This is a genomic window from Salinicola acroporae, assembly GCF_003206615.1.
Lineage (GTDB): Bacteria > Pseudomonadota > Gammaproteobacteria > Pseudomonadales > Halomonadaceae > Salinicola > Salinicola acroporae.
Window position 1 is genome coordinate 150,157 of sequence record NZ_PZJW01000008.1, and the last position, 24,597, is coordinate 174,753.

Sequence of the window (24,597 nt, forward strand, 5' to 3'; positions counted from 1 at the left end):
GGCAGCCGGCGCCGCGTCACTCCCGAAAGTTGTCGTACTGCAGCGGCAGGTCGGGGCCATCCTCGCCCTTGAGCAACGCGATCGCCTGCTGCAGGTCGTCGCGCTTCTTGCCGGTCACCCGGACCTTGTCGCCCTGGATCGCCGGCTGCACCTTGAGCTTCGACTCCTTGAGCAGCTTGACGATCGCCTTGGCATCGGGCTGTTCCAGGCCCTGCTTGAGCTTGACCTGCTGGCGCGCCTTGACGCCGGAGGTCTGGGCGTCCTCGATCTCCATGCAGCGCGGGTCGATACCCCGAGCGATCAGCTTGTTGCGCAGCACATCGATCATCTGCTGCAGCTGGAACTCAGCGTCCGCCTCGAGCGACACGGTCTCGCCCTCCAGCGAGAAGCTGGCATCGACGCCGCGGAAGTCGAAGCGAGTCTGTATCTCGCGGTTCGCCTGGTCGACGGCGTTGGTCGCTTCATGACGATCGAATTCAGAGACGATATCGAAAGACGGCATGGGAATAGTCCTCAGTCAAAAAATCCGCCGCGGCTGCGGCGAGGGTCAGTCGGCTGACGCCGCATCGGGCGCCTCGGGAGCGTCAAGTCGCTTGTCCATCTGCCAGGCGGCACAGCCATCGGCATAATAGTCGTCCAGCCAGCGATGGGCGATGAACCCCATTCGGCGATAGAGTCCCATCGCGACACGATTGTCGGCACGCACCTCGAGCAGCAGGCGCTGGCTGCCGCGCCCCTGCGCCGCCTTTTCCAGCGCCTGGAGCAGCTCCCGCCCGAGCCCGGTGCCGCGGGCGGCCGGATCGACGCAGAAGGAGTAGAGCCTCGCCGTGGCGCTGTTGCGCCGAAACAGCAACGTGCCGTAGCCAACGACACGCTGATCCTCTGCAACGGCGAGCAGGTTGATGGCATTGGCGCGGGTCAACAGGTGCGCCAGTTGGCGCCGGCTGAAGCGGTCACTGTCGAAGCAGCGCTCTTCCAGTTGGTACAAGGCGTCGCAATCGGCGGGTAAGCCGCGACGAAGCGTGCGGAGCATGCGTGCGCTCTCATCAGATTCATCTAGAATTCCAGTGTCTTCAGGTCTTCATCGCCCTGAAACCGCACCGGCAGGCCTTCGGAAGGACCTTCAACGTACCGGCGATGCTGAAATTATTTCACGCCGACAACGACTTGTCGCCGCCTTCCCGTCGTCGCATGCTGTTCCCCCCGCAGCCTCGACGCCTGCCGTATCGATCTCCGCCGCCTCCCATGGGGAGATGGCGGGAAAAGGAGCCACCGATTTCATGTCACGCCTGCGTATCGTCGTCGACCGCCTTGCCGACTGGCAACCCTACTACCCTTCCGAGGACCTGATCAGCGCCGACGCCTTTCTGGCACTGGACGGCTCGGTGGCAGCGGATGACGCCACTCATGTCATCAACCTGTGCGCCAACCTCGACTACCTGGAAACCGGTTACTACGTCTCGTTGCTGGCCCAGGCCCGCGACCAGCGCGTCCTGCCCAGCGTGGAAACCCTCAATCAGCTGTCGCGCAAGGCCCTGATCGACATGCAGCTGGCCGCCATCGACCCCTTGTTGATGGAACTGGACAAGCGCGGTGCGCTGGCGGGCGACGCCTTCACCCTGCGGGTGTTCTTCGGTGAGTGTCGCGAGCCGGAGTTGCAGCGCCTGGCCCGAAGGCTGTTCGAGCGCCTGCCCCATCCATTGCTGGAAGCCCGTTTCGAGAAACGCCAGAACGTCTGGCGGCTGGCACGACTCAAGCCCTTGGCGCTGACCGCGCTGCAGCCCGGCGAGGAGGATCTGTTCGCGACGGCGCTGAACCGCCATTCGACTCGCGTCTGGCGCACCCCGCGTGCGCGCCGTCGCTACCGTTTCGACCTGGCGATCCTGGTCGACCCGCAGGAAGCGTTGCCGCCCAGCAATCGGGGGGCCATCAAGCGTTTCATCCGCGCCGGCCGGCGGCTGGGCATCGACGTCAACCTGATCACCCATCGCGATGCCGGTCGGCTGGCCGAATTCGACGCCCTGTTCATCCGCGAAACGACCCGGCTGGACCACCACACCTACCGCATGGCCAAGAAGGCCGAACACGAGGGGCTGGTGGTAATCGACGACCCGCAGTCGATCCTGCGCTGCACCAACAAGATTTTTCTCCACGAGTTGCTGGGCACCCACAAGATCCCCGCGCCTCGCGGCCAACTGCTCTATCGCGGCGACATGGAGCGGCTCGACGAGAAGCTGGCCCACCTGGAGTATCCGCTGGTGTTGAAGGTGCCGGACGGCGCTTTTTCCAAGGGCGTGGTCAAGATTCGATCGCGGGAGGAGCTGGTCGCGGAGGCCCCCAAGCTGTTCGAATCCTCCGCCCTGCTGCTGCTTCAGGAGTGGCTGCCCACTGACTTCGACTGGCGCATCGGCGTACTCGACGGCCAGATGCTGTTCGCCAGCCGCTACTACATGGCTCGCGGTCACTGGCAGATCTACGACCACTCCAGCGGCAAGACACGCAGCGGGGGCTTCACCACCCACGATCTGTCCGAAGTGCCGCCACCGGTGGTCAAGGCCGCGTTGCGGGCGACCAAGCTGATCGGCAACGGCCTCTACGGGGTCGACCTCAAGCAGATCGGCGACCGGGTCGTGGTCATCGAGGTCAACGACAACCCCAACCTGGACGCGGGCGTTGAGGACGTGGTGCTGAAGGATAAACTCTACGACCGGGTGATGGCGGTATTCCTGAACCGCATGGAGCGCCAGCTCGAGCACAAGCCGCGCTGACGCTCCCGCTTCAGGCCGCCTCGGCGCTCACGGCCACCTGATAGCCGGCGAATTTGCGCAGGTTGATAACGCCGGTATCGAAGATCAGATACTGGCCCTTGAGCCCCATCAGGGTGCCCTCGATCCGGGGCGTCTTGTCGAAATTGAACGATACGATCTTGCGCGGCCACTCGAGCACCGGGTAGTCGATCGACAGTGGCGAGACATCATCGACCGCCTGGATGGCGTCGTGACCGAACCGTCGACGCAGTTCTGCCAGCCCGGGCTCGAGCGACGCCAGCAGCCGATCGCGCTCGGCCACCAGATCCAGCGGGTCGACTTCGCCCTTGAGCATCGCCCGCCAGTTGGTGCGATCGGAAACCTGCGCCTTGAACAGCGTTTCGACGAACCCGGACTGCTGACGCGTCTCCACGTCGAGAATCGGTAGCGCCTGAATCGCCCCTTGGTCGAGCCAGCGTGTCGGCATGTTGGTGCCGCGCGTGATGCCGACCTTGAGCCCGGAGGCGTTGGCCAGGTAGACGGTGTGCGGACGAAAGCAGTGACGCTCCCCCCAGGCGGGATCGCGGCAGGTACCCTGGAAGTAGTGACAGGTCTCCGGGCGCATCATGCAGAGATCGCAGTGCGCCAGCGACGAGAAACAGGGGTAGCAGTGACCCTGGCCGAAGCTCTTGCGCGTGGCCCGACCGCACTCGATACAGTGAATCTCGCCGGTGTGATGCAGCTCGACGCGCCGGCCCAGCCAGGCGTTTAGCCCCATGCGCCGGTCGCCGGCCCGCAGCGTGTACTCCACCGGTCGCCCCGCCACCGGTAGCCGGATATCGAGCTTGCGCAACTGGCCATGGGCCCGATCTTGCCGGCCCTCTCCCGGGAGGCCCTCGTCACCGGATGCCAGCGGGATCAGTTGATCCATTTGACCGCGGCTTCCTCGGCGGAGGAGTGGCTGCCGGAGGCGCACTCGTTGCGCTCCAAATAGCCGACACGCTGCTCCGCGGGAACGTCATGGATCATCTCGTACTTGATCACGGCCTCCATGCACAGCTCGGTCTGTTCAGCGTTCAGCCGGCGGCCGTCCGGCCACTTGCGACGCTCGATGGCCTGCTTGAAGTTCTGGTACATCTCCGGCGTCATCTGCGCGACCATGCGGTCGAAACTCATCTCGCTCATTTTCTGTCTCCCGAGGCGTCGTGGTCGGCGCCTCCCGGTGCGTTGCGGCTGGCGAACCAGCCCATGATCAACCCGATCAGCAATCCCCCCAGATGCGCCTCGTTGGCAACGTTGCCGAAGCCGAAGGCGTCGCCCAGCCCAGTCATGGTAAAGACCATCCAGCCGAGCATGAAGACCATCAGCATCTGAGGCACGAAGAGGCCGCTTTCGGGCCGGCGCCGGGACATCAGCCAGACATAGCCGAGCAGCGCATAGTCGACACCGGACATTCCCCCGAACAGCACGGTGCCAGTGAAGTACTGGGCCAGATTCGAGAACAGCGCGGCCACGACGACAATGATACCCAGCCGGCGCCAGCCCTGGAGCGACTCTACCTGGCGGCCGAAGTACCACACCCACAGCATGTTGAAGATCAGGTGCATCCAACCGAAGTGCAGCAGCGCCGGCGTGAACAGCCGCCATAGCTGGCCACCGGCCAGGGTGTCGGAGGCGAGATCGCCGGGCACCAGCCGCTGCCCCATCACCTCGAGCGGTACGATGGTGAAAGCACGGACGATGGCATCCCCGGCAAACATCATGCAGAGGAAGACCGCCACGCAGACCGCAATCAGCCCTGCCGCGAGCGGCGCCTGGCCGAAGGCCTGGCCGGTGATGCTGGGACGCCGGCGAGGCGCCGACTGGGCAGCCGACGTTTCCAGCTCGCCGCGATGCCACAGCTCGATCAGCCGTGCCGCCTCGTCCCGCTGTTCGGGATCCGCCAGCCACAGCACCTGCCGATCGGCCTCCTGGGTGAAGCGATGGCCGATATGGTTTGCCCACATCGCCTGCCGGAGCGGACGCGTATCCAGATCGTCGGGCAGTTCGAGTAACTTGTACATGGGAAAGGTCCGACCCGGTTTCCGAGAAAAGTGACGACGGGAATCGACGACACGGGCGCGCGCCGGGCGGACGGCCCGGCGCTCGACGACGTCGATGGTCGTTCGACGCCGCCATTCTACAGACCAGAAAAAGAAAAATCCGGCGGAAGGCCGCCGGATAAGAGCAAGGGATCATTCAAGGGAACACTGACTTTGAGGGTATCCGCCGGGCGGAGTTCCTCGGCGGAGGGACAAAAATCCCATTTTTTTCCCGATTGGCACCGGGGCTGTCAGAAAAACCCGAGAAATCAATTACTAGAATCATTGTAAAAAAATGCAAAAATCGCGACAGCCAAGCTCGCGACATCAATCATGCGCACCCGCCCTCTCGACATCGACCCAGACGAAACGGTTGGCGTCGAGCCGCTCTTCCCCGTCCCAGCGATAGGCCACCAGCCGGCCATACTTCACCGCGCTGTAATCGAGACAGGCGATGTTCGCCCGCGGCAACGCCGGGACCCCCTTGCACCAGTAGTGGCCCACGAACAGTGGCGGTGCCGATTCCGGATAGTAGCTCAACCTCGCCCTTTCGCCGGCGCTCAGGAGGCGATCCTCCAGTCCCAACGGCAGGTTGTCGGGCTGAAACACCACATCGCCGTAGGTGCGCGGGTCCCGACACCAGAAATGGGTGCGGAACGAGCGCCGCGTGAAGCCATCGCCGGAGCGGATCTCCACGCCCGGGGGCAACGGCAGTTGGGTACCGCGTGTCAGCCGATCCAGGACCCGCTGCGCCAGGCTGCCGTGATCGATCGATTCGATCAGAAAGTCCCGATCGATACGGGCATCGGGGCGACGCGCCAGGAAAGCGGCGATCAGCGGCTCGTCCCAGCACGCGTGGACCACCCGCAGCCCTCCCAGGTCGAGGCACAACGGCAGTGTCATGAACCAGGAGAGACAGTTCTCCCACTCCAGCGGAAAGGCGTGGAACTGCTCCAGGGTGCGACCGATGATCCGGTTGTTGCGCGGGGTATGCTCACGTAGCCACTCACGTTTGCTGTCGCTCGGTGCCTGGTGGCAGTAGGCCAGAGCGTTGACCTCGTGATTCCCCATCACGATATGGGCCTCGCCGGCATCGACCATGCCCTTGGCCACCGCAACCGCCAGTCGGATGCTGGGGCCGCGGTCGATCAGATCACCCAGAAAGATCACGCGTCGGCGTGGATGGCGGAAGACGCCATCGTCCGCCCGATAGCCCAGCTTTTCGAGCAGGCGTACCAACGTGTGCCCACAACCGTGCACATCCCCGATCAGGTCGTAGCCGTCGACACTATCGTCCTGTGACATGTCAGTCTCCCAGCCTGCTACTCCAGCCCAGCTTGGAGCGGCAGGCTTCGAAGAAACTGTGTCCGCGCGGGTGGATCAACGTCAGCCGCTCGGCCTTGCGGCGGACATAGAGGACATCGTCGGGCTTGCAGACGACGCGGGTCTGGCCATCGCAACTGACGTGGGGATAGGCCTGGTTGATGTCGCCGATATGCACGCGAATCTCGCTGGCGGCATCGATCACGATCGGCCGGCTGGAGAGCGTATGCGGGAACATCGGCACCAGCGTGATGGCTTCCAGCCCCGGATGCACGATCGGCCCGCCTCCCGACAGCGCGTAGGCGGTGGAGCCCGTCGGGGTCGCCATGATCAAGCCATCGGAGCGCTGGGAGTAGACAAAGCGATCGTCGACGAACAGTTCGAACTCGATCATCCGGGCTGCCTTGCCGGGATGCACGACGACATCGTTGAGACTGGAGCCGGAGCCAATCAGCCGTTCACCACGATAGAGCTCCGCCTCGAGCAGAAAGCGCCGCTCGCTGTCGTACTGCCCTTCCAGCACCTCGGCGACCTTCTGCTCCACCTCGTCCGGCGAAATATCGGTCAGAAATCCCAGCCGGCCACGGTTGATGCCGAGTACCGGCGTCCCGCTGTGACACAGCGCCCGTGCGGCGCCCAGCAGGCTGCCGTCGCCCCCCACCACGATCACCAGGTCGCACAGCGTACCCAGCTCGCGGCGTCTGGCTTCGCCGTGGCCGTGCCCCTGCAGCAGCGCGGCGGTGCGATCCTCGATCACGATGTCGAGACCACGACGTTCGAGGAAGATCACCAGACGCTTGAGCGTCTCGACTACCTTCTCGCTACCCAAACGGCCGATCAGGCCGATGGTGTTGAACGATTCCATACAGCGTGTCTCTACGCGACGTGACGGCCCGCCATTATGCTGGCTGGCCTCGCTCCCCGGCAAACCCGACGATTCGCTCCCGACATGCGGCGTGAACTATCCCCGCACCAAGCGCACCCGCCCTTGCGTGTCACGGCTGACGGCTGGCCGGTAACCCCCGAAATCTCCCCAGGGACCCAAGGTCGAGCCAATCGGCCTGGGGCCAACTGTCTAAAATATCCTATACTTTGGCCGGTCTGGCGCAGGGAGTTCACGCCTCCACGGCCCCCTTCACCTAGCGCTCTCGGTGTGGTCTTTCCGGTCTGATGCCATATCGGACCGAAAGGCAACCGCCAGGCTCGCAAAACCGCTCTCATCAGGAGAAAAAAGCTTCATGTCGCAATCTGGATCATTCAGGCCAGGCATCATCGTGATGCTCCTGGGCTCACTCGCCGGGCTCGCCGTGGCGCTCTATGCCTATTTCACGCCGCTCACCGGGGTCAATGGATCCCTTGGCGCCCTCATCGTCATTCTATCGACGATCGCATTGGCCATCCTGACGCTGGTCCTGGCGCCGCTTTCCTGCCGCAGCGGCCGCGTGGCACTGCGCGTGCTGATCCTGCTGGACCTCGTCGGCACCGGCTTCGCCGGGCTGCTGCTGCACCAGTGGTGGCTGACGGCCGCCATGGTGGTGGGCCTGATCGGCCTGCTGCTGGAGATGGCCAGTCCCGCCTCCTCCGCCACACCAGCCCATTCCTGAGGAGCCGAGTCATGTCCATATCCCTGTCACAGTCGTCCACACCGACCCTGAAACTCGCCGCCACCCGGTTGGGTTCGGTCACGGCACTGGCGCTGCTGCTCGCCCCGCTACCGCTGCTTGCCCAGGATCAGCCGGCCGAATCGGACCAGACCTCGACGCGAAGCGAATCCACGACATCATCCGAGACCGCGACAGCCTCCAGCTCGGCGCCGGCCGACGATGAGAGTACCCGGGACGTCAGCACGGCGGACTCGAGCGATCGGCAGAATGCCAACCGGGCACCGATCCCGCTCGTCCCCGAAAAACCGACCTGGGACAGTTTCCATGGCCAGCTCAATGCCCAGAAGTACAGCCCGCTCGACCAGATCACGGCGGATAACGTCGGTGATCTCGAGAAGGTCTGGGAGTACCACACCGGGGATATCTCCGATGGCTCCGGCGATACGCCGGCAACCGTGTGGTCGGCGACCCCGGTCTTCGCCAATGACACGATCTATATCGGCACCCCCTTCTATCGCCTGATCGCGCTCGACCCGGGCACCGGCGAGGAGAAGTGGAGTTTCGATACCAAATCCTCGCGCAAGGCGCTGACCCAGCCGGTACTCAAGAACCGCGGCGTCTCCTACTGGGAAGCCGAGAACCCCGTAGCCGGCGAGCCGTGCCAGAAGATCGTCTACATGGGCACCATGGACGCCCAGCTATTCGCGCTGGACGCCGACACCGGCGAACTCTGCAAGGGCTTCGCCGACAACGGCGTGCTCAACGTCAACCAATGGAACGATACCCACGCCGAGTGGCCGCTCTCCGTACTGCAGCCGCCGACCGTGGTCGGTGACCACCTGATGCTGGGGTGGGCCGGCATGGACTGGGCCTATGAACAGGCACCGCCGGGCACGATCTTCTCGCTCAACGCCCAGACCGGCGAACTCGAGTGGACGTTCCAGGCGCTCTCCGACGAGATGCGCGAGAAGAGCGGTACCGCCAACGTCTGGACTCACATGTCCGCGGATCGCGAGAACGGCCTGCTTTACCTGCCGGTCTCCTCGCCGTCGCCGAACTACTGGGGCGGCAACCGCACCGAAGAGGCCCCGCTGGCGACTTCGACCACCGCGCTCGATATCGAGACCGGCAAGGTCGTCTGGTCACGCCAATGGGTTCACCACGATATCTGGGACTATGACATCAACTCCGCCCCGACGCTGATGGACATCACTGTCGATGGCAAGGAGATCCCGGCGCTGGTCCAGGCAACCAAGCAGGGCTTCCTGTTCGTGGTCAATCGTCTGACCGGCGAAGACGTCTGGCCGATCGAGGAGCGTCCAGTACCGCAGGGCGACGGCAGCGTCGAAGGCGAGGTCTACGCCCCGACCCAGCCCTTCCCGACCAAACCGGCACCGCTGCTGGACCAGTCCGAGAAGCCCAAGATCTGGGGCCTCGCCGATGCCGTGGGCGGCGGCCAGTGCTCCCGCCTGTGGGACAAGCTGACCTACGATGGCATGTACACCCCGCCGACCACCAAGGGCGAAGGCGCCCTGGCCTATCCGGACAGCGCGGGTGGCGTGCAGTGGGGCGGGGTTGCGTTCGACCCCGTGAGCCAGACCGCGATCGTCAATACGTCGCATATCGTGCAGACCATCAAGCTGTACAACCGCGAAGATTACGAGAAAGCGGACAGCGGTTCCGGCAACGAGAGCGGCTTCGCACCGCAGAAGGGCGCGCCCTACGGCCTGCGCCTGGAAGTCGCGACGAACTGGCTGGGCATGCCGTGCTGGGAACCGCCGTTCGGCGAGCTGGTAGCGCTGGACATGCACACCGGTGACGTAAAGTGGCGGCGTCCGGTGGGGGCATCGCAGCAGTACGGCTTCTTCATGCCCGAGAAATGGGGCTCTCCCACCATCGGGGGTCCGGCGGTGACTGCGGGCGGCGTCGTTTTCATCGGCGCCTCGATGGACGCCAAGCTGCGCGCCTTCTCGCTGGAGACGGGTGAAGAGTTGTGGTCGGACCAGGCCCAAGCGCCGGCCGTGGCCAACCCCTCGGTCTACGAATATCAGGGCCGGCAATATGTCGCCTTCGTGGCCGGCGGCAACACCATCCTCAAGGACCAGGTGGGCGACCAGGTCGTGGTCTACGCCCTGCCGGAGGAGTGATCACCGCATCACACATCGTTCGGTGATCACCCGCACGGGGTAGGCTTCGGCCTACCCCGTTTACGTTCCGGTCCACGGCTTCCTGACAGCCATCCAAAAAAACAGAACACCCCGCGCCTTTCATTCGATCACGCTCTCTCTGGATACTCGGTGGATGACCTCTCCACCAACAACAAAGAGGTAACGATCGATGCCCCTCTCTCAACTGCTCAATTGGCGCCTGCATCTGCTGGTCGTCCTGCTGTCGCTGCTCAGCGAATGGATCGGTATCGTCAAGATTCCGCTCGGGCCGGGGACGCTACTGCTGCTGCCGCTGTTCTATGCCTTCGTGCTCGGGGTCCTGCTCAACCCGCACCTGTTCGCCGGAACCCAGCGATTCCTGCCCGAGAGCGTCAGCCAGGCGGCTACCCCGCTGATCCTGATCTCGATCATGCCGTTCATCGCGCGCTTCGGTTCGACCATCGGCCCTGCCATCGACCAGCTCATCAGCGCGGGCCCCGCACTGATCCTGCAGGAACTGGGCAATCTCGGCACCATGCTGGTGGCATTGCCGGTGGCGGTGCTGGTTCTCAAGATGGGACGGGAAGCGATCGGCGCGACCTATTCGATCGCGCGCGAACCCAACATCGCAATCATCTCCGACAAGTACGGCCTCAAGGGCCCGGAAGGCGTCGGCGTGATGGGGGTCTATGTCGTCGGCACCATGTTCGGCACGCTATGGTTCGCGCTGATGGCCGGCTATCTCGCTTCGCTGGACTGGTTCGACCCACGTGCACTGGCCATGGCGTGCGGTGTCGGCAGCGGCAGCATGGTCGCGGCATGTTCCGGCGCGCTGGCCGGCGCCGTCCCCGATCTCGCCGACGACCTGCTCGCCTTTGCCGGTGCCAGCAACCTGTTGACCTACGCCACCGGGCTCTACGTCTCGCTCTTCATTGCCCTGCCCGTCGCCGAGTGGCTCTACCGTCGCCTGGGCGGCGGCCGCCACACCACCAGCACGACGGGCGCTACGACCGATGATGAGGCGACGGACCTCACCCGCGAAGAACGCCCCGAGGCGGATCTCGGCAAGACCGCCGCCGTACTGGCCATGGCCTGTATCGTCGGCTGGATCGCCAACACCATCAACGGCGCCTCGCTGATCGCTGCCCTGCCGGGCATGATCATTCTCTACGTCATGACCCTGGTCGGCCTGGTCATCACTCGGGCGGCGCCGTTCTATCTCCCCGCCGTGGCCTGGGTGTCGTTGGTCAGCATCGTCATGACGCTGCCGTTTTTCCCGGGCAGCGGCTGGATCGTCGAGCAGCTCGCCGCGGTCAACTTCCTCGCCATCGTCACTCCGGTCCTGGCCTACGCCGGCCTGGCCCTCAGCCGGCGCGAGTTCAGCATGTTCCGCCAGACCGGCTGGAAGCTGATCATCATCTCGCTGCTGGTGTTCACCGGCACCTACGTCGGCTCGGCCGTGGTGGCCCAGGTACTGCTGTAGGCACCTCGCCTTCACAGGCGACGCGCCCGCCCCCGTAGCGGGCGCGTCGCCCGATCGTTCGAATAGATCATCAGCCATTGCCGGAGCAGATCATGAACCAGATCGCACCCTATCCCGACCCGAAGACGTTGACCGCATGGCGCCACGATTTCCATCGCCATCCGGAGATCGCCTTCGAGGAGACCCGCACCAGCGAGCGCATCGTCTCCATCCTGCGCGAGCACGGCCTCGACCCGGTCACCGGGCTTGGCGGAGGCACCGGCGTCGTCGTCACCATCAACGGCAACCGGGGGGACGGCCGGCGTATCGGGCTGCGGGCCGATATCGACGCCCTGCCCATCGACGAACTCAACGACGTCGATTATCGCTCGACGATACCAGGGCGCATGCATGCCTGCGGCCACGACGGCCACACTACCATGCTGCTGGGCGCGGCCTGCGCGCTGGCGAAGGACCCGGACTTCGCCGGCCAGGTCCACTGCATCTTCCAGCCCGCGGAAGAGAGTGAAGGCGGCGGACGGGTGATGGTCGAAGAGGGACTGTTCGAGCAATTCCCGATGGAGGCGGTCTACGGCCTGCACAACTGGCCGGGGCTCGCCGTCGGCGAAGCCGCCGTCCACGATGGACCGGTGATGGCGGCGTTCGATGTCTTCACGCTCAAGCTGACCGGGCGCGGCTGTCACGCGGCCATGCCCCATCTGGGAACGGACGTGGTGCTCGCCGCCTGCCAGCTGGCCAATCAGTTGCAGGGGCTGATCAGCCGCGAGACCCCACCGCATCAATCCGCCGTGCTGAGCATTACCCAGTTCCACGCCGGCGATGCCTACAACGTCATTCCGGAGACGGTGGAACTGCGCGGCACCGTGCGCTGCTTCGATGCCACGCTCAAGGCCCGGCTGGAGCAGCGGTTCCGCGACGCCGTCGCGGCCACCGCCCAGTTTCACGGCCTCAAGGCCGATTTCGATTACCAGGCGCGCTATCCGGCCACGATCAACACGCCCCGGCATGCCGCCCAATGTGCCGATCTGCTCGATGCGCTGCCCGGCATCGACAAGGTCCACCGCGACCTGGCGCCCAGCATGGGGTCGGAAGATTTCGCCTTCATGCTCAACCAGTGTCCTGGGGCCTATATCTGGCTGGGTAACGGCGACAGCGCCGCGTTGCACAACCCGGCCTACGACTTCAACGACGCCATTTCGCCGCTCGGCGTCGCCTACTGGCAGGCGTTGGTGAAGAAGCTGTTGAACGACTGACGACGGCCCTAGCGAAACGATTGATCCGAAAGCAAGCCTGGAGAACCTGATGAAAATCACCGTCATCGGCCTTGGCCAGATGGGTGGCAACATGGCGCTGACGCTCAAGCGCGCTGGCTTCGATGTCAGCGGCAGCGACCGTTTCGAGGCCGCCCGCGAGCGTCTGGCGGCGCAAGGCCTCGCTACCGTCAGCCCGGAGGCGATTGCCGCCAGCGACGTCTATCTGCTGTCACTGCCCACCTCCGATCACGTCCGGGAAGTCATCGAAACCTCACCTGGACTGCTCGCTCGCGCGCCCAAGGGCAGCGTGATCGTCGACACCTCCACCAGCGACCCGGTGGTGAGCCGCGAACTCGCCGCCAAGGTCGTCGCGGCCGGCCTCGAGTGGCTGGACGCCCCGGTCAGCGGTGGCCCCAAAGGCGCGGCAAACGGCAAACTCGGCATGCTGCTCGGTGGCGACATGGTGACGCTGGAGCGCGTCATGCCGATGCTGGAAGCGATGTCCGCCAAGCGAACCCATGTGGGCGGCCCGGGCAGCGGCCACGTGGTCAAGCTGGCCAACAACTATCTCTGCGCCACCAACCTGATCGCTACCGCCGAAGCCGTGGCCCTCGCCGCCAAGGCCGGCGTCGATCCGGCGGCCTGCCTGTCCGGCCTCAACAGCGGCTCGGGGCGCAGCGCCATCAGCGAAGTCAATTTCCCCGAGTGGATCCTTTCCGGCCGTTTCGATTCCGGCTTCACCAGCGGCCTGATGCGCAAGGATCTGCGTCTGGCGCGGGACGCCGCCGACGATCTCGGGCTCGACCTGGCACTCCTCCATCAGGTCGTTGCCGGCTGGCATGCCAACGCCGAACGCCCGGCGGATGGCGACGATTTCAATCACATCGTCTCGCCGATCCTGGCCCAGGCCGGGGTCGATTTCACCCGGCGCTCCGCCAACGACGAGGAGACCTCCGCATGAACGCGCTCGACACCCAGGCACAGCAAGCCTTGCACCGTCTTCTCGCCCAGTTCGGCTTGTCGCTGGAGCCCGGAGACACGCCCTGCTCCAACTGGATCGACGGCAATCTGGTCGCGGGTCAGGGCGACAGCATCGCGCTGACGAACCCGGCGACCGGAGGCGACCTGGTCAGCTATCGCGATGCGGGCGCCGACCTGCTCGATCAGGCCGTCGCGGCCGCGGCGCGCGCCCAGCTCGAGTGGATGGCGTTGACCGCCAGTGAGCGCGGCCGGTGCATGAACGCGGCCGTCCGTCGGCTGGAGGGCCACGAGGAAGACCTCGCCCAGCTCGAGAGCGTGGTCGCCGGCAAGCCGATTCGGGACTGCCGGGGCGAGGTCGGCAAGGTCAGGGAGATGTTCGAGTACTACGCCGGCTGGTGCGACAAGCAGCACGGCGAGGTCATTCCGGTGCCTACCTCCCATCTCAACTACGTTCGCCACGTCCCCTTCGGCGTGGTCGGCCAGATCACCCCCTGGAACGCACCGATGTTCACCTGCGCCTGGCAGTTGGCGCCGGCCATCGCCGCGGGCAACGGCGTCGTTCTCAAGCCTTCGGAGCTGACGCCGTTCTCGTCGGTGGTGATCGCCCGTCTGCTCGAATGTGGCGGCCTGCCGAAGGGGCTGATCAATATCGTCAACGGTCTCGGTCCGACCACCGGCGCCGCCCTGACAGGCCACGACGGTATCAGCAAACTGGTGTTCGTCGGCTCCCCCGACAGCGGCCGCCTGATCGCCGAGGCCGGCGCCCGCCGCCTGGTCTCCAGCGTGCTCGAGCTCGGTGGCAAATCCGCCAACATCGTGTTCGACGATGCCAGGCTCGACGATGCCGTGGCCGGCGCCCAGGCAGCGATTTTCGCTGCCGCCGGGCAGAGCTGCGTGGCCGGCTCGCGCCTGCTGATCCAGCGCGACATCTTCGATGCCGTGGTCGAGCGCGTCGGCCGAGCCGCCAGCCAGATTGTGGTAGGCCTCCCCGCCGACGAGGCCACCCGCATGGGGCCGCTGCAGAACGCCCGCCAGTACCAACGCGTCACCGCCATGATCGAGCGCGCCAGGGCCGCCGGCGCACGTGTCGTCACCGGCGGGCAGCGCCCGGAGGGCCTGCCCCCAGGCGCCGACGGCTATTACCTCGCGCCGACGGTGATCGCCGATGTCGACGCCTCGATGGAGATTGCCTGCGAGGAGGTTTTCGGTCCGGTGGTGGTCGCCATGCCGTTCGACGACGAAGCCGACGCCGTTCGGCTCGCCAATGCGACCCGCTTCGGTCTCGCCGGTGCCGTCTGGACGCAGGACCCGGCCCGCGCGCATCGCGTCGCCGGCCAGTTGCGTGCCGGCACGGTCTGGATCAACAGCTACAAGGCGATCAACGTGATGTCGCCCTTCGGCGGCTTCCGTGACAGCGGCTTTGGCCGATCCAGCGGTCTCGATGGCCTGCGTGAATACACCGTCCCGCAGAGCGTCTGGGTCGAGACCGGCGTCGAAGCCAGCGTCGCCATGGGCTACGGCAGCGGAGCAGACTGAAGCACCGTCGAGAGCGGGGATCAACTTCGCTCGCCCAGGCGCGAGTTCGGGTATCATCGCGGGCATCAGCCTGGAACCGACGAGGAGTCACCCGTGCACCCCGCCGACCTCTGTTATCTCAACAATGCCTCCGTCGGCCTGCAGAGCCCGGCGGTCGCGGCCCGCCTGCGGGATTGGCTGGAGGCGGAGATGGCGGCCTATCCGCGCCAGCGCCTTGAAAGCGCGCTCTGGGACGGCCAGGCGACCAGAACCCGGTTGGGCCAGTGGATCGGTGCACCGGAGACCCAACTCGCCTTCGGTGCCAGCACCTCGCAGCTCATGGCCCAGGTCATCGGCAACCTGAAGCTCGCCGGAAGACGGCTGCTGGTCGCACCTGGCGAGTGGGCTTCCAACATCGTCATGCTCAGACGGCTCGGCGGGGAGCCGCCACGCGCCATCGAACTGCTGGCGACGGATGCGGAAGGACGGTTGGACATGGCGGCCATCGCCAGGCAAATCGACGACGACGTCGCGGCGATATTGACGCCGCTGGTGACCAGCACCGAAGGCCGGCGCTACGCGGTGGAAGCCCTTGGCGCCCTGCCGCGGCCGTCGCACTGCCCGCTGATCGTCGATGCCGCGCAGGGGCTGGGACAGACGGAGATCGACGTCCGCCGGCTCGGCTGTGACGTACTGGTTGCGACGACGCGAAAGTGGCTTCGCGGACCTCGTGGCATGGCGTTGCTCTACGTCAGCCAGCCAGCAATGGCCATGATGCACCTCAATCCGACGCCAGAGCTGGCGGGGCTGAGGCTGGATCCGGCAACCCAGCGGTTCGTCGATCTGCCTCAGGCCCGACGTTTCGATGCTTCCGATCTCTCGATCATGAATCAGGTGGGTTTGACGGCCGCCCTGAACGAGTTGCAGCAGATCGCGCTGCAGCCGCTGCGCGACCATCTGGCGGCGCTCGCCGGACGCGTCTACGACATCGCCCGGGAACAGGGGTTTCGGCCGCTGTTGCCCCATCCCGAGACCGGCATCGCCACGATCCACCTGCCGGATGTCGAGCCTCTTCAGCTGGTTCAGCGGCTCGATGCCGCCGGGATCGTCGCCAAGGCCTGCAACACGGCCGCCGAGCCGCTGAACGTTCGGCTGCCGGCGACCGGCACGCTCTTGCGGATCTCGCCTCACTGGCATAACACCTCGGCGGATATCGACCGCGCCATGGCGGCGTTGAGATGAGAAAACGCGAAGCCGATCGCGTACCCTGTCTCCCTCGTCTTGCGATATTGGGCGATACTGCAGACAACGACGCGACGGGATGGAAGGCTCATGAGCTTCGGCATCGATCACCCTTTACTGGCGGTCAGTAATCTCGATCATGCCGCCCAGGCAGCCAGGGATCTCGGTTTCACCGTCAATCCACGGCATCAGCATCCGTGGGGCACGGACAATCACCTGCTGTTCTTCAGCAACAACTTCATCGAGCTGATCGGCATCGGTCGTCCGGAATGCCTGGACTATCAGGACGCCAACGGCTTCCAGTTCGGCCGCCTGGTCGAAGCGCGACTGATCACCGTGGGCGACGGCATCGCCATGGTGGCGTTGGACAGCGACAGCATCCAGCGCGATCACGCCCTGGTCGCGTCACGTGGCTTCGACAACGCTTGCCCGATCATCTTCCGCCGCATGGCCCACCTGCCCGGTGGCCGTGACGAGGAGGTGAGCGTGGCGCTGGATATCCTCCACGACCCCGAACGCCCCTTCCTGACCCAGTTCCTCTGCCAGCAGCTACGCCCGGAACTGTTTCGTGTCGACCCGACGCAGGAGGCGCATGCCAACACCGCGACATCGATCGCCGATGTCTGGTACGTCAGCGATGAACCGGATTACGACATCGAGCACTTCCGCCGCATTCACGGTGCTGGCTCGGTCCGGGGCAGCGACGCGGCGTGGACGATTCACACCCACAAGGGGGACTGCCACCTGCTCGATGCCCGGACGCTGGCGGCGACCTTCCCCACCCTCGGCGAGGTCGAGGCGGAGCCCCCACGCGCCGTGGCACTGACCCTCACCTGTCGGGACCTGGCGGCGGCGATCGCCTGCTGGGAGGACCAAGGGATCGACTATCACCGTCATAGCGAGACCCAGGCCGACATTGCGCCGGGCGTCATGGGCACCCTGCTTCGATTCGAGCAGCGCTAGTCAGGTATTCCGCCGGGCAGGAACCCGATCACAGCCCGCCGGATGTCGTTGCTCACGACCGCCCTGTCGGGGCACGGAACGCCTGCATCCAGGCCGCCAGGTGGCGCAGCAACTTGAGGCTGGCCTGCGGCTGGCGCCGGCCGACCCGGGTGATCATATGGGCCTGGGAGTTCTGGAAAAGCGCCGACGCCACCGGTAACGCCACCACGCTTCCCTCGACTATCTCGTGGGCCACGGCAAAACGCGGCAGCAGCGTGATCCCCATGCCGGCGACCACCGCCCGGCGTAGCACCGCCATCGAATTGGTCTCCACCGCGACCTGCGGGTGCAGGCTCGCCTGGGCGAATGCCTGATCCACCAGCCGGCGCACCCCATGCCCGGGTTTCCAGAGCGCCATCGGGATTCCGCTGAGCCGTTGCAGCGAGATCGGGTCAGGATCCCCGGCAAGCGGATGGTCGGCGGGACAGATCGCCAGCAGCGGCTGGCCGCTGGAGGCCCAGAAGCGAATCTGGGGATGGACCCGTTCATGGAACATCAGTCCGATATGTGCCCGATCCTCCACGACCGACTCGATGATCTCGTCCGTGCCCGCCTGTTCAATATCCAGGCGCACGCCCCGGTAGCGTTCGGCGAAGGCTCTGAGCGGGGCGTCGATCAGATCGTTGATGAAACCCTCGCCCACGACCAGCGAGATGGTGCCGGTCTCCAGTCGCTGGTAGGCCTCCAGCCGGGTGATGAACTCGTCGTCCAGGTCCCCGCGTCGACGGCAGTAGTCGAGCGCCATCTCGCCCACCGGCGTGGGGCGAATCCCTCTCGGCGTACGCTCGAGCAACGGTGCTTCGAAAGCCGCCTCCAGCAATGATATCTGGCGGCTGACCGCCGAGGGTGCGATGCCCAGCCGTGCCGCCGCCTTGCGCAGCGATCCGGACTCGACCGTGACGCGAAAGTAGACCAGGCGCTGATGGGGAATATCCATGAGTGTCGACCGGAGAGCGGGAAGCGTGGCCACGATTAGCCCATCAACGCGCGACGACGTCAACGCTCTCGCCGGGGCAACGGCGCTTTCGACTCGACTTCGGCCACCGGATGCTGGCAATGTTGCGTGGGCATGCCTGAAAACTCGCGGCGACGGCTTTCATCGATTTCCTCGCCGGCGCCGCTCTTCCCCAGCAGGAGTCACCTCATGTTCATCGCCATGAACCGCTTTCGCGTCAACCCGGCGCGCACCGAGGAGTTCGAGACGATATGGCTGGAGCGCGAAACCCATCTCCAGGGGCTGCCCGGGTTCGTCGAATTCCAGATGCTGCGTGGCCCGGCGGAGGATGACCACGTGCTCTACGCCTCCCACACCGTCTGGCACTCTCGCGCCGATTTCGAAGCCTGGACCCACTCGGAGGCGTTCCGCGCGGCCCATGCCAACGCCGGTCAGAGTCGGCGCGAAGGGCTCTATCTCGGCCCGCCCAAGTTCGAGGGCTTCGACGTCATTCAGACGATCGGCAGCGATGAAAGCGCCGGTTGAGCGCGGCTACCGACGCCTGGCGATCGGCCTCGTTCTGGCCGCGCTGCTGTCGAGCGGCCCCTCGTCGGCCTCGCCACCGCCGACCAAAGCCGAGATCGCTAAGCAGAAGGCCTTGCAGCTGGAGCGGCGCGTGGCCGAGACGGACAGGATCGAACCGGCCCCCGAGGCAGTGCGACTGACGCCGGAAGGAACCGAGGCTGTCGACCCGCGAGGTTTGGCGCCGCTCGACGATGCGATCACCTGTCTGGCGCGATCGATCTACTGGGAGGCCAAGGGCACCGATCAGCGCGAGATGCAGGCGGTCGCCAACGTGATCATGAACCGGCTGGGCAACCCCGAGTTTCCCTCGAGCCTGTGTGACATCGTTCAACAAGGATCGGAACACGGACACTGCCAGTTCTCGTGGTGGTGCGATGGTCGTCCCGACGAAGCCAACGAGCCCGAACAGTATGCAAAAGCCAGGGAAGTGGCGCGTCGCGCGCTCAACGGGACACTCCCCGACATCACCCATGGCGCCCTGTTCTTCCACCACCGCAGCATCTCGCCCGGCTGGATGTCGACCTTGATCAGGACGGCTCGAACCCAAGAGTTCAACTTCTATCGCCAGCCCGGATGATCCGGGCCAACTTCTCCCGACGCAGGCCGAATCCACGCCGATGAAACCACGCTTCGACACCGAACAGACCGGGGCAGTCGACACCGGACCCCGATCGCGCCCTTTCTCGAATCCAATCGATACCGACGACCTGTGGCAGATGCTGCTGGATGCCGCAAGGAGCGCGATGAACCGGGACCCGCTGCTGTCGGCGCTGTATCGCCATACCCTGCTGGAGGCGCCGGACTTCGCTAGCGCCCTGGCTCGGGTGATTGCCGACACCCTGACGACACCGCAGCTGCCGGAGGAAACGGCGCGGGAGCGCGTCGAGGCGCTTCTCGACCGACATCCGGAGATCGTGAGAGCGGCCGAGCGGGACCTGGTCGCGCTGCTCCGCGAGGATGCCGCCATTCCCGAACCCTTCACGCCGCTGCTGTTCTTTCCCGGCTACCGGGCCGTGCAGTGTCACCGCATTGCCCATCAGTGGTGGCTGGACGGACTGACCGATCTGGCCAGCCACCTCCAGTACCGCGCGGCTGTCCAGTTCAGTGCCGACATCCACCCCGCCGCGACCCTGGGCGCCGGCCTGTTCGTCGACCATGGCGCCGGTATCGTCATCGGTGAAACCGCCGTCGTCGAGGACGATGTCACGCTCTTTCACGGCGTGACGCTTGGCAGCTCGGGCAAGGTGAGCGGCGATCGTCACCCCAGGGTCCGCCGTGGCGTCTTCCTGGGGGCCGGTGCCACCATTCTGGGCAACATCGAAATCGGAGAAGACGCCCGCATCGGTGCCGCTGCCATCGTCACTCGCAACGTCGCCGCCGGCACCACCGTGATCGGTACCGCCGCCAGACCGCGCTGAGAGAGTCACGATGCTCGCTCCCTCGCAACCACAGGCCAGGCTCGATATCTTTCGAAGGCCAGCCGCGGCGCTGACGATGGACCTGAAGCGGCTCAGCCATTCCTGGGTGCGCGACATGACGTGGTTGCTGCATGCGCCGGACATGGCCACCCTTGGCTGTCCGGGCCGCCCGGCGCTGGCGGAACTCGGGCTCGACCGACACGACCGCAGGCAAGCCTGGCTGGCCGAGCAGGAAACCCTGGATGCCGAGTTTGAGCGACAGCGGCTGAAACGGCGTTCGCCGCGACTGGGGCTCTATCACGAGACGCTATGGCAGTGGATCCTGGCGCGAGCCCCCCGCACCCGGCTGCTGGCATACAACATCGCGCTGCGCGAGAAGGGGCAGACCCTGGGCGAGCTCGACCTTCTCTACGCGTCAACGCCGGTCGTCGACTCGCCATGCGACGACCGCAAAGCCGATGTCTTCCACGCCGAGCTGGCGATCAAGTTCTTCCTCGGTCTGCCGGAAGGGCCGGGGGGCCGACACGATGCGGCGCGCTGGATCGGCGTCGGGAGCTTCGATTCGTTGGCCATCAAATGTCACCGGCTGCTGTCACACCAGCTACCCCAGGGTCTATCCCCTGCCGCCGAACGACAGCGCCAGGCACTGGGGGCCGCCGGGCCACTGCAACAGCGCACCATCATGCCGGGGTGCCTCTATCACCCCTGGGACCGACGCCTGCCGTTACCCCGGCTTGCCAATGACAGCGCAGAGCAGGGCCTATGGTGTCACCGAAGCGCCTGGCCAGCGCTGGTGCGACAATTGCCAGAAGGCACAGCTGGCCATTGGCTGATCAAGCCACACTGGCTCGCGCCGCCGGTCTCCGCGCCATTGCCGCTGGCGGCGCTGGAGGGCGCACTGGCAAGGCACTTCAACGACCAGGGCAAGTCGGCGCACCTGCTGCTGGTCCTGCCGGACGGCAAGCAGTGCCGGGTTTTCGTGGTCAGGAACGAGTGGCCGCCGGCACTGCCATTGCCTCCGCCGGCCGTTTTGCCCAGCGCGCATTGAGCCACAGCGAACCGACCAGGATCAGCGCGCCGAGCCCCAGCCGCACGAGGTCGGCATCCCGGTTCCAGATCAGCAGGTTGACGGTCAGCCCCGCCGGGACCAACGCATTGTTCATGATCGCCAGGGTGCCGGCATCGACACGGCAGGCCCCCTGGTTCCAGAAGAAATAGCCCAGCCCGGAGGCAACGACTCCCAGCCAGACCAGCACCCCCCACTGGAGCGACGTGGTGGGCAACTTGGCGGCATCTCCCAGTACCCAGAAAGCCGGCAGCGCAATGCAGAGAGCCCCCAGGTAGAACCAGCCGAACAGATGGCGATGCGCCAGATCGGCCGGCAAACGTTGCGCCAGGTGCCGATATCCGACCTGACCGAGCGCGAAGCAGAGGTTTGCCCCCTGCACGACGAGAAAGCCCAGCCAGTAGTCGGCGGTGACGCCGTCGTACCGAATGACCGCCGCGCCTATTACCGCCAGTGCGGCTACCGCGAGGTAGCGCGGCGAGAAGCGTCGCGCCAGCAGATCGTCGATCAGAGTGATATAAAGCGGCGTGAAGATGGTGAACAGCAGTACTTCCGGCACGGTCAGCAACAGAAACGAGTGGTAGAAGAAGAGATACATCACGCCGAGCTGGAGGCCGCCAATGACCATGAGGCCCAGGCGCTCGAACCAGCCCAGAGCGGCAGGTCGCAGAAATGGTAGAAAAACCAGCGTAGCCAGCAGGATCCGCGCCGTGACGGCAAAGTAGCTATCCACTTGCCCTGACAGGTAGACACCGATCAGACTGAAAGAGAAGGCCCAGAGAGCCGTGACACCAACGAGGTAGGACATGCAGGTCAACCTGTGAAAAACGATAAGTTGACAGCCATTATACGGTTAAGCGCGATTTTGCCCAGCCTGTCACGCTTCTCGTTCGTCGCCCGGTCGGGTTCGGGCTCGGAAGTGGGCTGGAACGGCCGTGGTTCAGGTGTGATCGAGGTGGTACACCAGGCGGCCAACGTGCGCTTCTTCGAGTCGGGCAGGTTCACGCTTGAAGGCCAGGATCACGACGTTCCCATGCGCAACGTCTATCGCTGGGATCTTCACTCCGACCGGGTCTCGCTATCCCATGAACGCCGCGGTGCCGCCAACGCCGTTTCACTGTTTGATCTCGTCGCCAGCGACGCAGAGACCCTGGTCAGCGCCGAAGTCCATCAGTGTGCCGCCGACGCCTACTCTGCCAGGCTGACCCTGGTGCCAGACGGTATCGATCTCGAGTGGCGGATCGTCGGCCCCCGCAAGGACGAGCATATCGCCTACCGTTATCGGTCCCGCTGAAACGACGACGGCTTCCCGAGGGAAGCCGAAGAAAGAACTGCCAGACCATGTCAGCGCGTCGCAATGATCCACACTGCGTGGATGATGCCCGGAATGTAGCCCAGCAGCGTCAGCACGATATTGATCCAGAATTGCAATCCCAGGCCAACCTGCAGGAACACGCCTACCGGTGGCAAGAGAATGGCGAAGATGATGCGAATGATGTCCATGTAGCCTCCTTTGCTCAGAACGACATCGTTGTTGGTATTCAACAATCCATTGTGGAGTCCCAGGACAACCGTCGAACCGGCCGGCCTGGGCAACGGGATGGCGACATCCCGCCGACTGATTGCGATTCACCCCGCCACAGCATAGCGCCCTTTGACAGCGAACGCTGCCGTTCGTCAGTGACGCTCGTCGGTAGAACGAGCCTTGTTCACCTTGGTCTGAATGGTACGCGACTCCGAGGCGAGTTCCTCGTGGTGCCGCTCCCAGTCTTCCCAATCATGCGGCGTGCCACTTCTCGGGCCGTGTTCGGCGGCTTCACGCGCTCGCGCCCAGGCCTTTTCCTCAAGCGACTGGGGCTTGTCCTGCTCCTTTTCCAGCGCGATGCCCTGCTTGGCGAGATAGTCTCGAGCATTCATCCAACCCCCTCCCGTCCTGCATCGCAGGATCATCCAACGGCACCTGCGGATACGTTTCGCTCCGCGATACTCTCTAGGTGGCACCGAGTGGCCGTCACTTCAAGGTCTCTACGAAAGCTAGTCCCGTGAATTTTCTAGCCGAATGCCATTTATGGACTACAGTTGAAAGTGCATCGAGTTGCATATCGCAACAAACATCGCCTCCACAAAAGGAATTTGTCATGAGAAAGCATCTGATCACCTCAGCGGTGGCCGCCATGTTGCTGATGGGCGTCGCTGGAAGCACCTTTGCACAAAGTGATGCCATGGAGGAAGCTGAACAAGCGAACAATCAACCCTTGGCTTCGGGCAGCGGTGTCACGGCCGAGGGCGGTCAAGCCTCGGACAAGGCCAGCGGCCACAGCGATGCCGCCAATCAGTCCATGAATGCGGTCGATGCCGAGACGGATGAAAAGACGGACATTCAGAAATCTGAAGATCTCGACGACATCAACGCCGAGGGTCACAGCGACGCGGCTGGCGATGCCATCGAAAGCCAGTGATGAGTCGCCGACGATAGTCGAGGGGCTTCGGCCCCTTTTTTTCATGCAACGAAACAGCGTGAAGTCGCGCCAAGTTGCAAGATGGACTCGGCTCAAACCGGCGGCTGAAGCCAGTTCGGTCAGGCATGCCGCAGCGCCCGGCGTGAGTCGTCAGTCCGAGAGGAGCCTTCGACCTTGAATGCGTTCGTCGTTCGCCACTCAGCGATCAATGAAACACGCCAGGCACCAGAGTGGCTCGTGGTCAATCAACGCTACGACGAGGGTGCCGAGCCGTGCTGGATCATGTCCCGCCACGCCTTCCAGGAGGAGGCCGAAATGGAGGCTGAACGCCTCAACGGCAACGATACGGCTCCCATCGGTAGCGTCGACTAGTGTGGCCGTGACGAAGGAAGCAACACCCGCGATTCCTTGACGAAGAATGTTGCACCACCGATCGGGATGATGTCATGAAGAAGATGATCGGCGCCGCCATCGCCAACTGGCTAAGAAAGCCCGAAAACCGTGAAAAGGCCAAACGCACGGCCAAGCAGGCATACGATAAGTACCAGCGTCGCAGAAAGAACACGGCGGCCGATACAGGCCCCGACTCTCGCTAGGATCAGGCGAAAGACAGCACGAACGCCCGATCGTGGCTGATGGTGCATGGGAGTGCTCCATCGCGCCGTGAAATCGATCCAATACCGGGGTTCTACCCCGCAACCGCCGATGCAGAGTTGCCGGGACCCGTCAATTTTGCCAGTGATCTTGCCCAGCAGCA

The 24,597-nt window shown here is 64.8% G+C and carries 28 protein-coding genes; 17 read left to right on the plus strand and 11 right to left on the minus strand.

From position 1 onward, the window contains the following. Positions 1–16: 16 nt before the first annotated feature. Positions 17–502 carry a YajQ family cyclic di-GMP-binding protein gene (locus tag DOM54_RS14620; RefSeq protein ID WP_110717046.1) on the minus strand — a complete coding sequence of 162 codons (486 nt, stop codon included), beginning with the start codon at positions 500–502 and terminating at the stop codon, positions 17–19. Positions 503–547: 45 nt separating this feature from the next. After that, complete coding sequence (locus tag DOM54_RS14625; protein WP_110717047.1) at positions 548–1,033, minus strand: GNAT family N-acetyltransferase; 486 nt, start codon at positions 1,031–1,033, stop codon at positions 548–550. 247 nt (positions 1,034–1,280) lie between these two features. Between DOM54_RS14625 and DOM54_RS14630 the strand changes: the two genes are divergently transcribed. Next, positions 1,281–2,768 carry a RimK family protein gene (locus tag DOM54_RS14630; protein ID WP_110717048.1) on the plus strand — a complete coding sequence of 496 codons (1,488 nt, stop codon included), beginning with the start codon at positions 1,281–1,283 and terminating at the stop codon, positions 2,766–2,768. A 10-nt stretch (positions 2,769–2,778) separates the two neighbouring features. Here the strand turns inward: DOM54_RS14630 and DOM54_RS14635 are convergent, their stop codons facing one another. From DOM54_RS14635 to DOM54_RS14655, 5 genes are all read right to left on the minus strand, one after another. Next, positions 2,779–3,669, minus strand: coding sequence for a DUF2797 domain-containing protein (locus DOM54_RS14635; protein ID WP_420852758.1), 891 nt, complete (start codon positions 3,667–3,669; stop codon positions 2,779–2,781). Then, entirely contained in the window at positions 3,666–3,932 is a 267-nt protein-coding gene (locus DOM54_RS14640; RefSeq protein WP_110717050.1) for a YeaC family protein, read from the minus strand. Before DOM54_RS14640 ends, DOM54_RS14635 begins: the two co-directional genes overlap by 4 nt. After that, positions 3,929–4,810 (minus strand): rhomboid family intramembrane serine protease, encoded by an 882-nt coding sequence (locus DOM54_RS14645; protein WP_110717051.1) that lies wholly within the window; start codon positions 4,808–4,810, stop codon positions 3,929–3,931. The genes DOM54_RS14640 and DOM54_RS14645 overlap by 4 nt, the downstream gene beginning before the upstream one ends. Positions 4,811–5,155: 345 nt before the next feature. Continuing rightward, a complete protein-coding gene (locus DOM54_RS14650; RefSeq protein WP_110717052.1) occupies positions 5,156–6,133 on the minus strand; it encodes a metallophosphoesterase in 978 nt (325 codons plus the stop codon). 1 nt (position 6,134) lies between these two features. Beyond that, positions 6,135–7,016, minus strand: a complete 882-nt coding sequence (locus tag DOM54_RS14655) for an NAD(+) kinase (RefSeq protein WP_110717053.1) — start codon at positions 7,014–7,016, stop codon at positions 6,135–6,137. A gap of 373 nt (positions 7,017–7,389) precedes the next feature. On the opposite strand from DOM54_RS14655, the gene DOM54_RS14660 reads away from it, so the two are divergent. The 8 genes from DOM54_RS14660 (at position 7,390) to DOM54_RS14695 (ending at position 17,339) form a co-directional block, all read left to right on the plus strand. Further along, positions 7,390–7,755: a hypothetical protein gene (locus DOM54_RS14660; protein ID WP_110717054.1), complete on the plus strand. Its 366-nt coding sequence runs from the start codon at positions 7,390–7,392 to the stop codon at positions 7,753–7,755. 11 nt (positions 7,756–7,766) lie between these two features. Next, positions 7,767–9,902 carry a pyrroloquinoline quinone-dependent dehydrogenase gene (locus DOM54_RS14665; RefSeq protein ID WP_110717055.1) on the plus strand — a complete coding sequence of 712 codons (2,136 nt, stop codon included), beginning with the start codon at positions 7,767–7,769 and terminating at the stop codon, positions 9,900–9,902. Between the two features lie 190 nt (positions 9,903–10,092). Beyond that, positions 10,093–11,385 (plus strand): DUF3100 domain-containing protein, encoded by a 1,293-nt coding sequence (locus DOM54_RS14670; RefSeq protein WP_110717056.1) that lies wholly within the window; start codon positions 10,093–10,095, stop codon positions 11,383–11,385. A gap of 92 nt (positions 11,386–11,477) precedes the next feature. Then, on the plus strand, positions 11,478–12,638 hold the full coding sequence (locus tag DOM54_RS14675) for a M20 aminoacylase family protein (RefSeq protein WP_110717057.1): 1,161 nt from the start codon (positions 11,478–11,480) through the stop codon (positions 12,636–12,638). A 49-nt stretch (positions 12,639–12,687) separates the two neighbouring features. After that, a complete protein-coding gene (locus DOM54_RS14680) occupies positions 12,688–13,599 on the plus strand; it encodes an NAD(P)-dependent oxidoreductase (protein ID WP_110717058.1) in 912 nt (303 codons plus the stop codon). Then, complete coding sequence (locus DOM54_RS14685) at positions 13,596–15,155, plus strand: aldehyde dehydrogenase family protein (RefSeq protein ID WP_110717059.1); 1,560 nt, start codon at positions 13,596–13,598, stop codon at positions 15,153–15,155. The genes DOM54_RS14680 and DOM54_RS14685 overlap by 4 nt, the downstream gene beginning before the upstream one ends. A gap of 93 nt (positions 15,156–15,248) precedes the next feature. Further along, entirely contained in the window at positions 15,249–16,376 is a 1,128-nt protein-coding gene (locus DOM54_RS14690) for an aminotransferase class V-fold PLP-dependent enzyme (protein WP_110717060.1), read from the plus strand. Positions 16,377–16,466: 90 nt separating this feature from the next. Beyond that, entirely contained in the window at positions 16,467–17,339 is an 873-nt protein-coding gene (locus tag DOM54_RS14695; RefSeq protein WP_110717061.1) for a VOC family protein, read from the plus strand. A 52-nt stretch (positions 17,340–17,391) separates the two neighbouring features. Here DOM54_RS14695 and DOM54_RS14700 read toward each other — a convergent pair whose 3' ends face one another. Then, positions 17,392–18,315 carry a LysR family transcriptional regulator gene (locus tag DOM54_RS14700; RefSeq protein ID WP_110717062.1) on the minus strand — a complete coding sequence of 308 codons (924 nt, stop codon included), beginning with the start codon at positions 18,313–18,315 and terminating at the stop codon, positions 17,392–17,394. A gap of 207 nt (positions 18,316–18,522) precedes the next feature. Between DOM54_RS14700 and hmuQ the strand changes: the two genes are divergently transcribed. Genes hmuQ through DOM54_RS14720 form a run of 4 tightly spaced genes read left to right on the plus strand, consistent with a single transcriptional unit; the run spans position 18,523 to position 21,363 of the window. Then, positions 18,523–18,858 (plus strand): heme-degrading protein HmuQ, encoded by a 336-nt coding sequence (gene hmuQ, locus DOM54_RS14705; RefSeq protein WP_110717063.1) that lies wholly within the window; start codon positions 18,523–18,525, stop codon positions 18,856–18,858. Continuing rightward, positions 18,842–19,474 carry a cell wall hydrolase gene (locus tag DOM54_RS14710; protein ID WP_110717064.1) on the plus strand — a complete coding sequence of 211 codons (633 nt, stop codon included), beginning with the start codon at positions 18,842–18,844 and terminating at the stop codon, positions 19,472–19,474. The genes hmuQ and DOM54_RS14710 overlap by 17 nt, the downstream gene beginning before the upstream one ends. 40 nt (positions 19,475–19,514) lie before the next feature. Beyond that, entirely contained in the window at positions 19,515–20,315 is an 801-nt protein-coding gene (epsC, locus tag DOM54_RS14715) for a serine O-acetyltransferase EpsC (RefSeq protein ID WP_110717065.1), read from the plus strand. Between the two features lie 10 nt (positions 20,316–20,325). Continuing rightward, complete coding sequence (locus DOM54_RS14720) at positions 20,326–21,363, plus strand: DUF1853 family protein (protein WP_110717066.1); 1,038 nt, start codon at positions 20,326–20,328, stop codon at positions 21,361–21,363. On the opposite strand, the gene DOM54_RS14725 is transcribed toward DOM54_RS14720, so the two are convergent. Then, positions 21,299–22,189: a carboxylate/amino acid/amine transporter gene (locus tag DOM54_RS14725; RefSeq protein ID WP_110717067.1), complete on the minus strand. Its 891-nt coding sequence runs from the start codon at positions 22,187–22,189 to the stop codon at positions 21,299–21,301. The two genes, DOM54_RS14720 and DOM54_RS14725, sit on opposite strands and share 65 nt — an antisense overlap. A gap of 111 nt (positions 22,190–22,300) precedes the next feature. Between DOM54_RS14725 and DOM54_RS14730 the strand changes: the two genes are divergently transcribed. Continuing rightward, positions 22,301–22,675 carry a DUF6314 family protein gene (locus DOM54_RS14730; protein ID WP_276309685.1) on the plus strand — a complete coding sequence of 125 codons (375 nt, stop codon included), beginning with the start codon at positions 22,301–22,303 and terminating at the stop codon, positions 22,673–22,675. 50 nt (positions 22,676–22,725) lie between these two features. On the opposite strand, the gene DOM54_RS14735 is transcribed toward DOM54_RS14730, so the two are convergent. Both DOM54_RS14735 and DOM54_RS14740 read right to left on the minus strand, forming a co-directional pair. Next, positions 22,726–22,884, minus strand: coding sequence for a YqaE/Pmp3 family membrane protein (locus tag DOM54_RS14735; protein WP_110717078.1), 159 nt, complete (start codon positions 22,882–22,884; stop codon positions 22,726–22,728). Positions 22,885–23,058: 174 nt separating this feature from the next. Continuing rightward, entirely contained in the window at positions 23,059–23,298 is a 240-nt protein-coding gene (locus DOM54_RS14740; RefSeq protein ID WP_110717069.1) for a hypothetical protein, read from the minus strand. A gap of 221 nt (positions 23,299–23,519) precedes the next feature. Here DOM54_RS14740 and DOM54_RS14745 point away from each other — a divergent pair, with 221 nt between their 5' ends. The 3 genes from DOM54_RS14745 (at position 23,520) to DOM54_RS20200 (ending at position 24,436) form a co-directional block, all read left to right on the plus strand. Then, a complete protein-coding gene (locus DOM54_RS14745) occupies positions 23,520–23,840 on the plus strand; it encodes a hypothetical protein (RefSeq protein ID WP_110717070.1) in 321 nt (106 codons plus the stop codon). A 174-nt stretch (positions 23,841–24,014) separates the two neighbouring features. After that, entirely contained in the window at positions 24,015–24,212 is a 198-nt protein-coding gene (locus tag DOM54_RS14750; protein ID WP_110717071.1) for a hypothetical protein, read from the plus strand. A 74-nt stretch (positions 24,213–24,286) separates the two neighbouring features. After that, complete coding sequence (locus tag DOM54_RS20200) at positions 24,287–24,436, plus strand: hypothetical protein (protein WP_167406517.1); 150 nt, start codon at positions 24,287–24,289, stop codon at positions 24,434–24,436. Positions 24,437–24,597 lie beyond the last annotated feature (161 nt).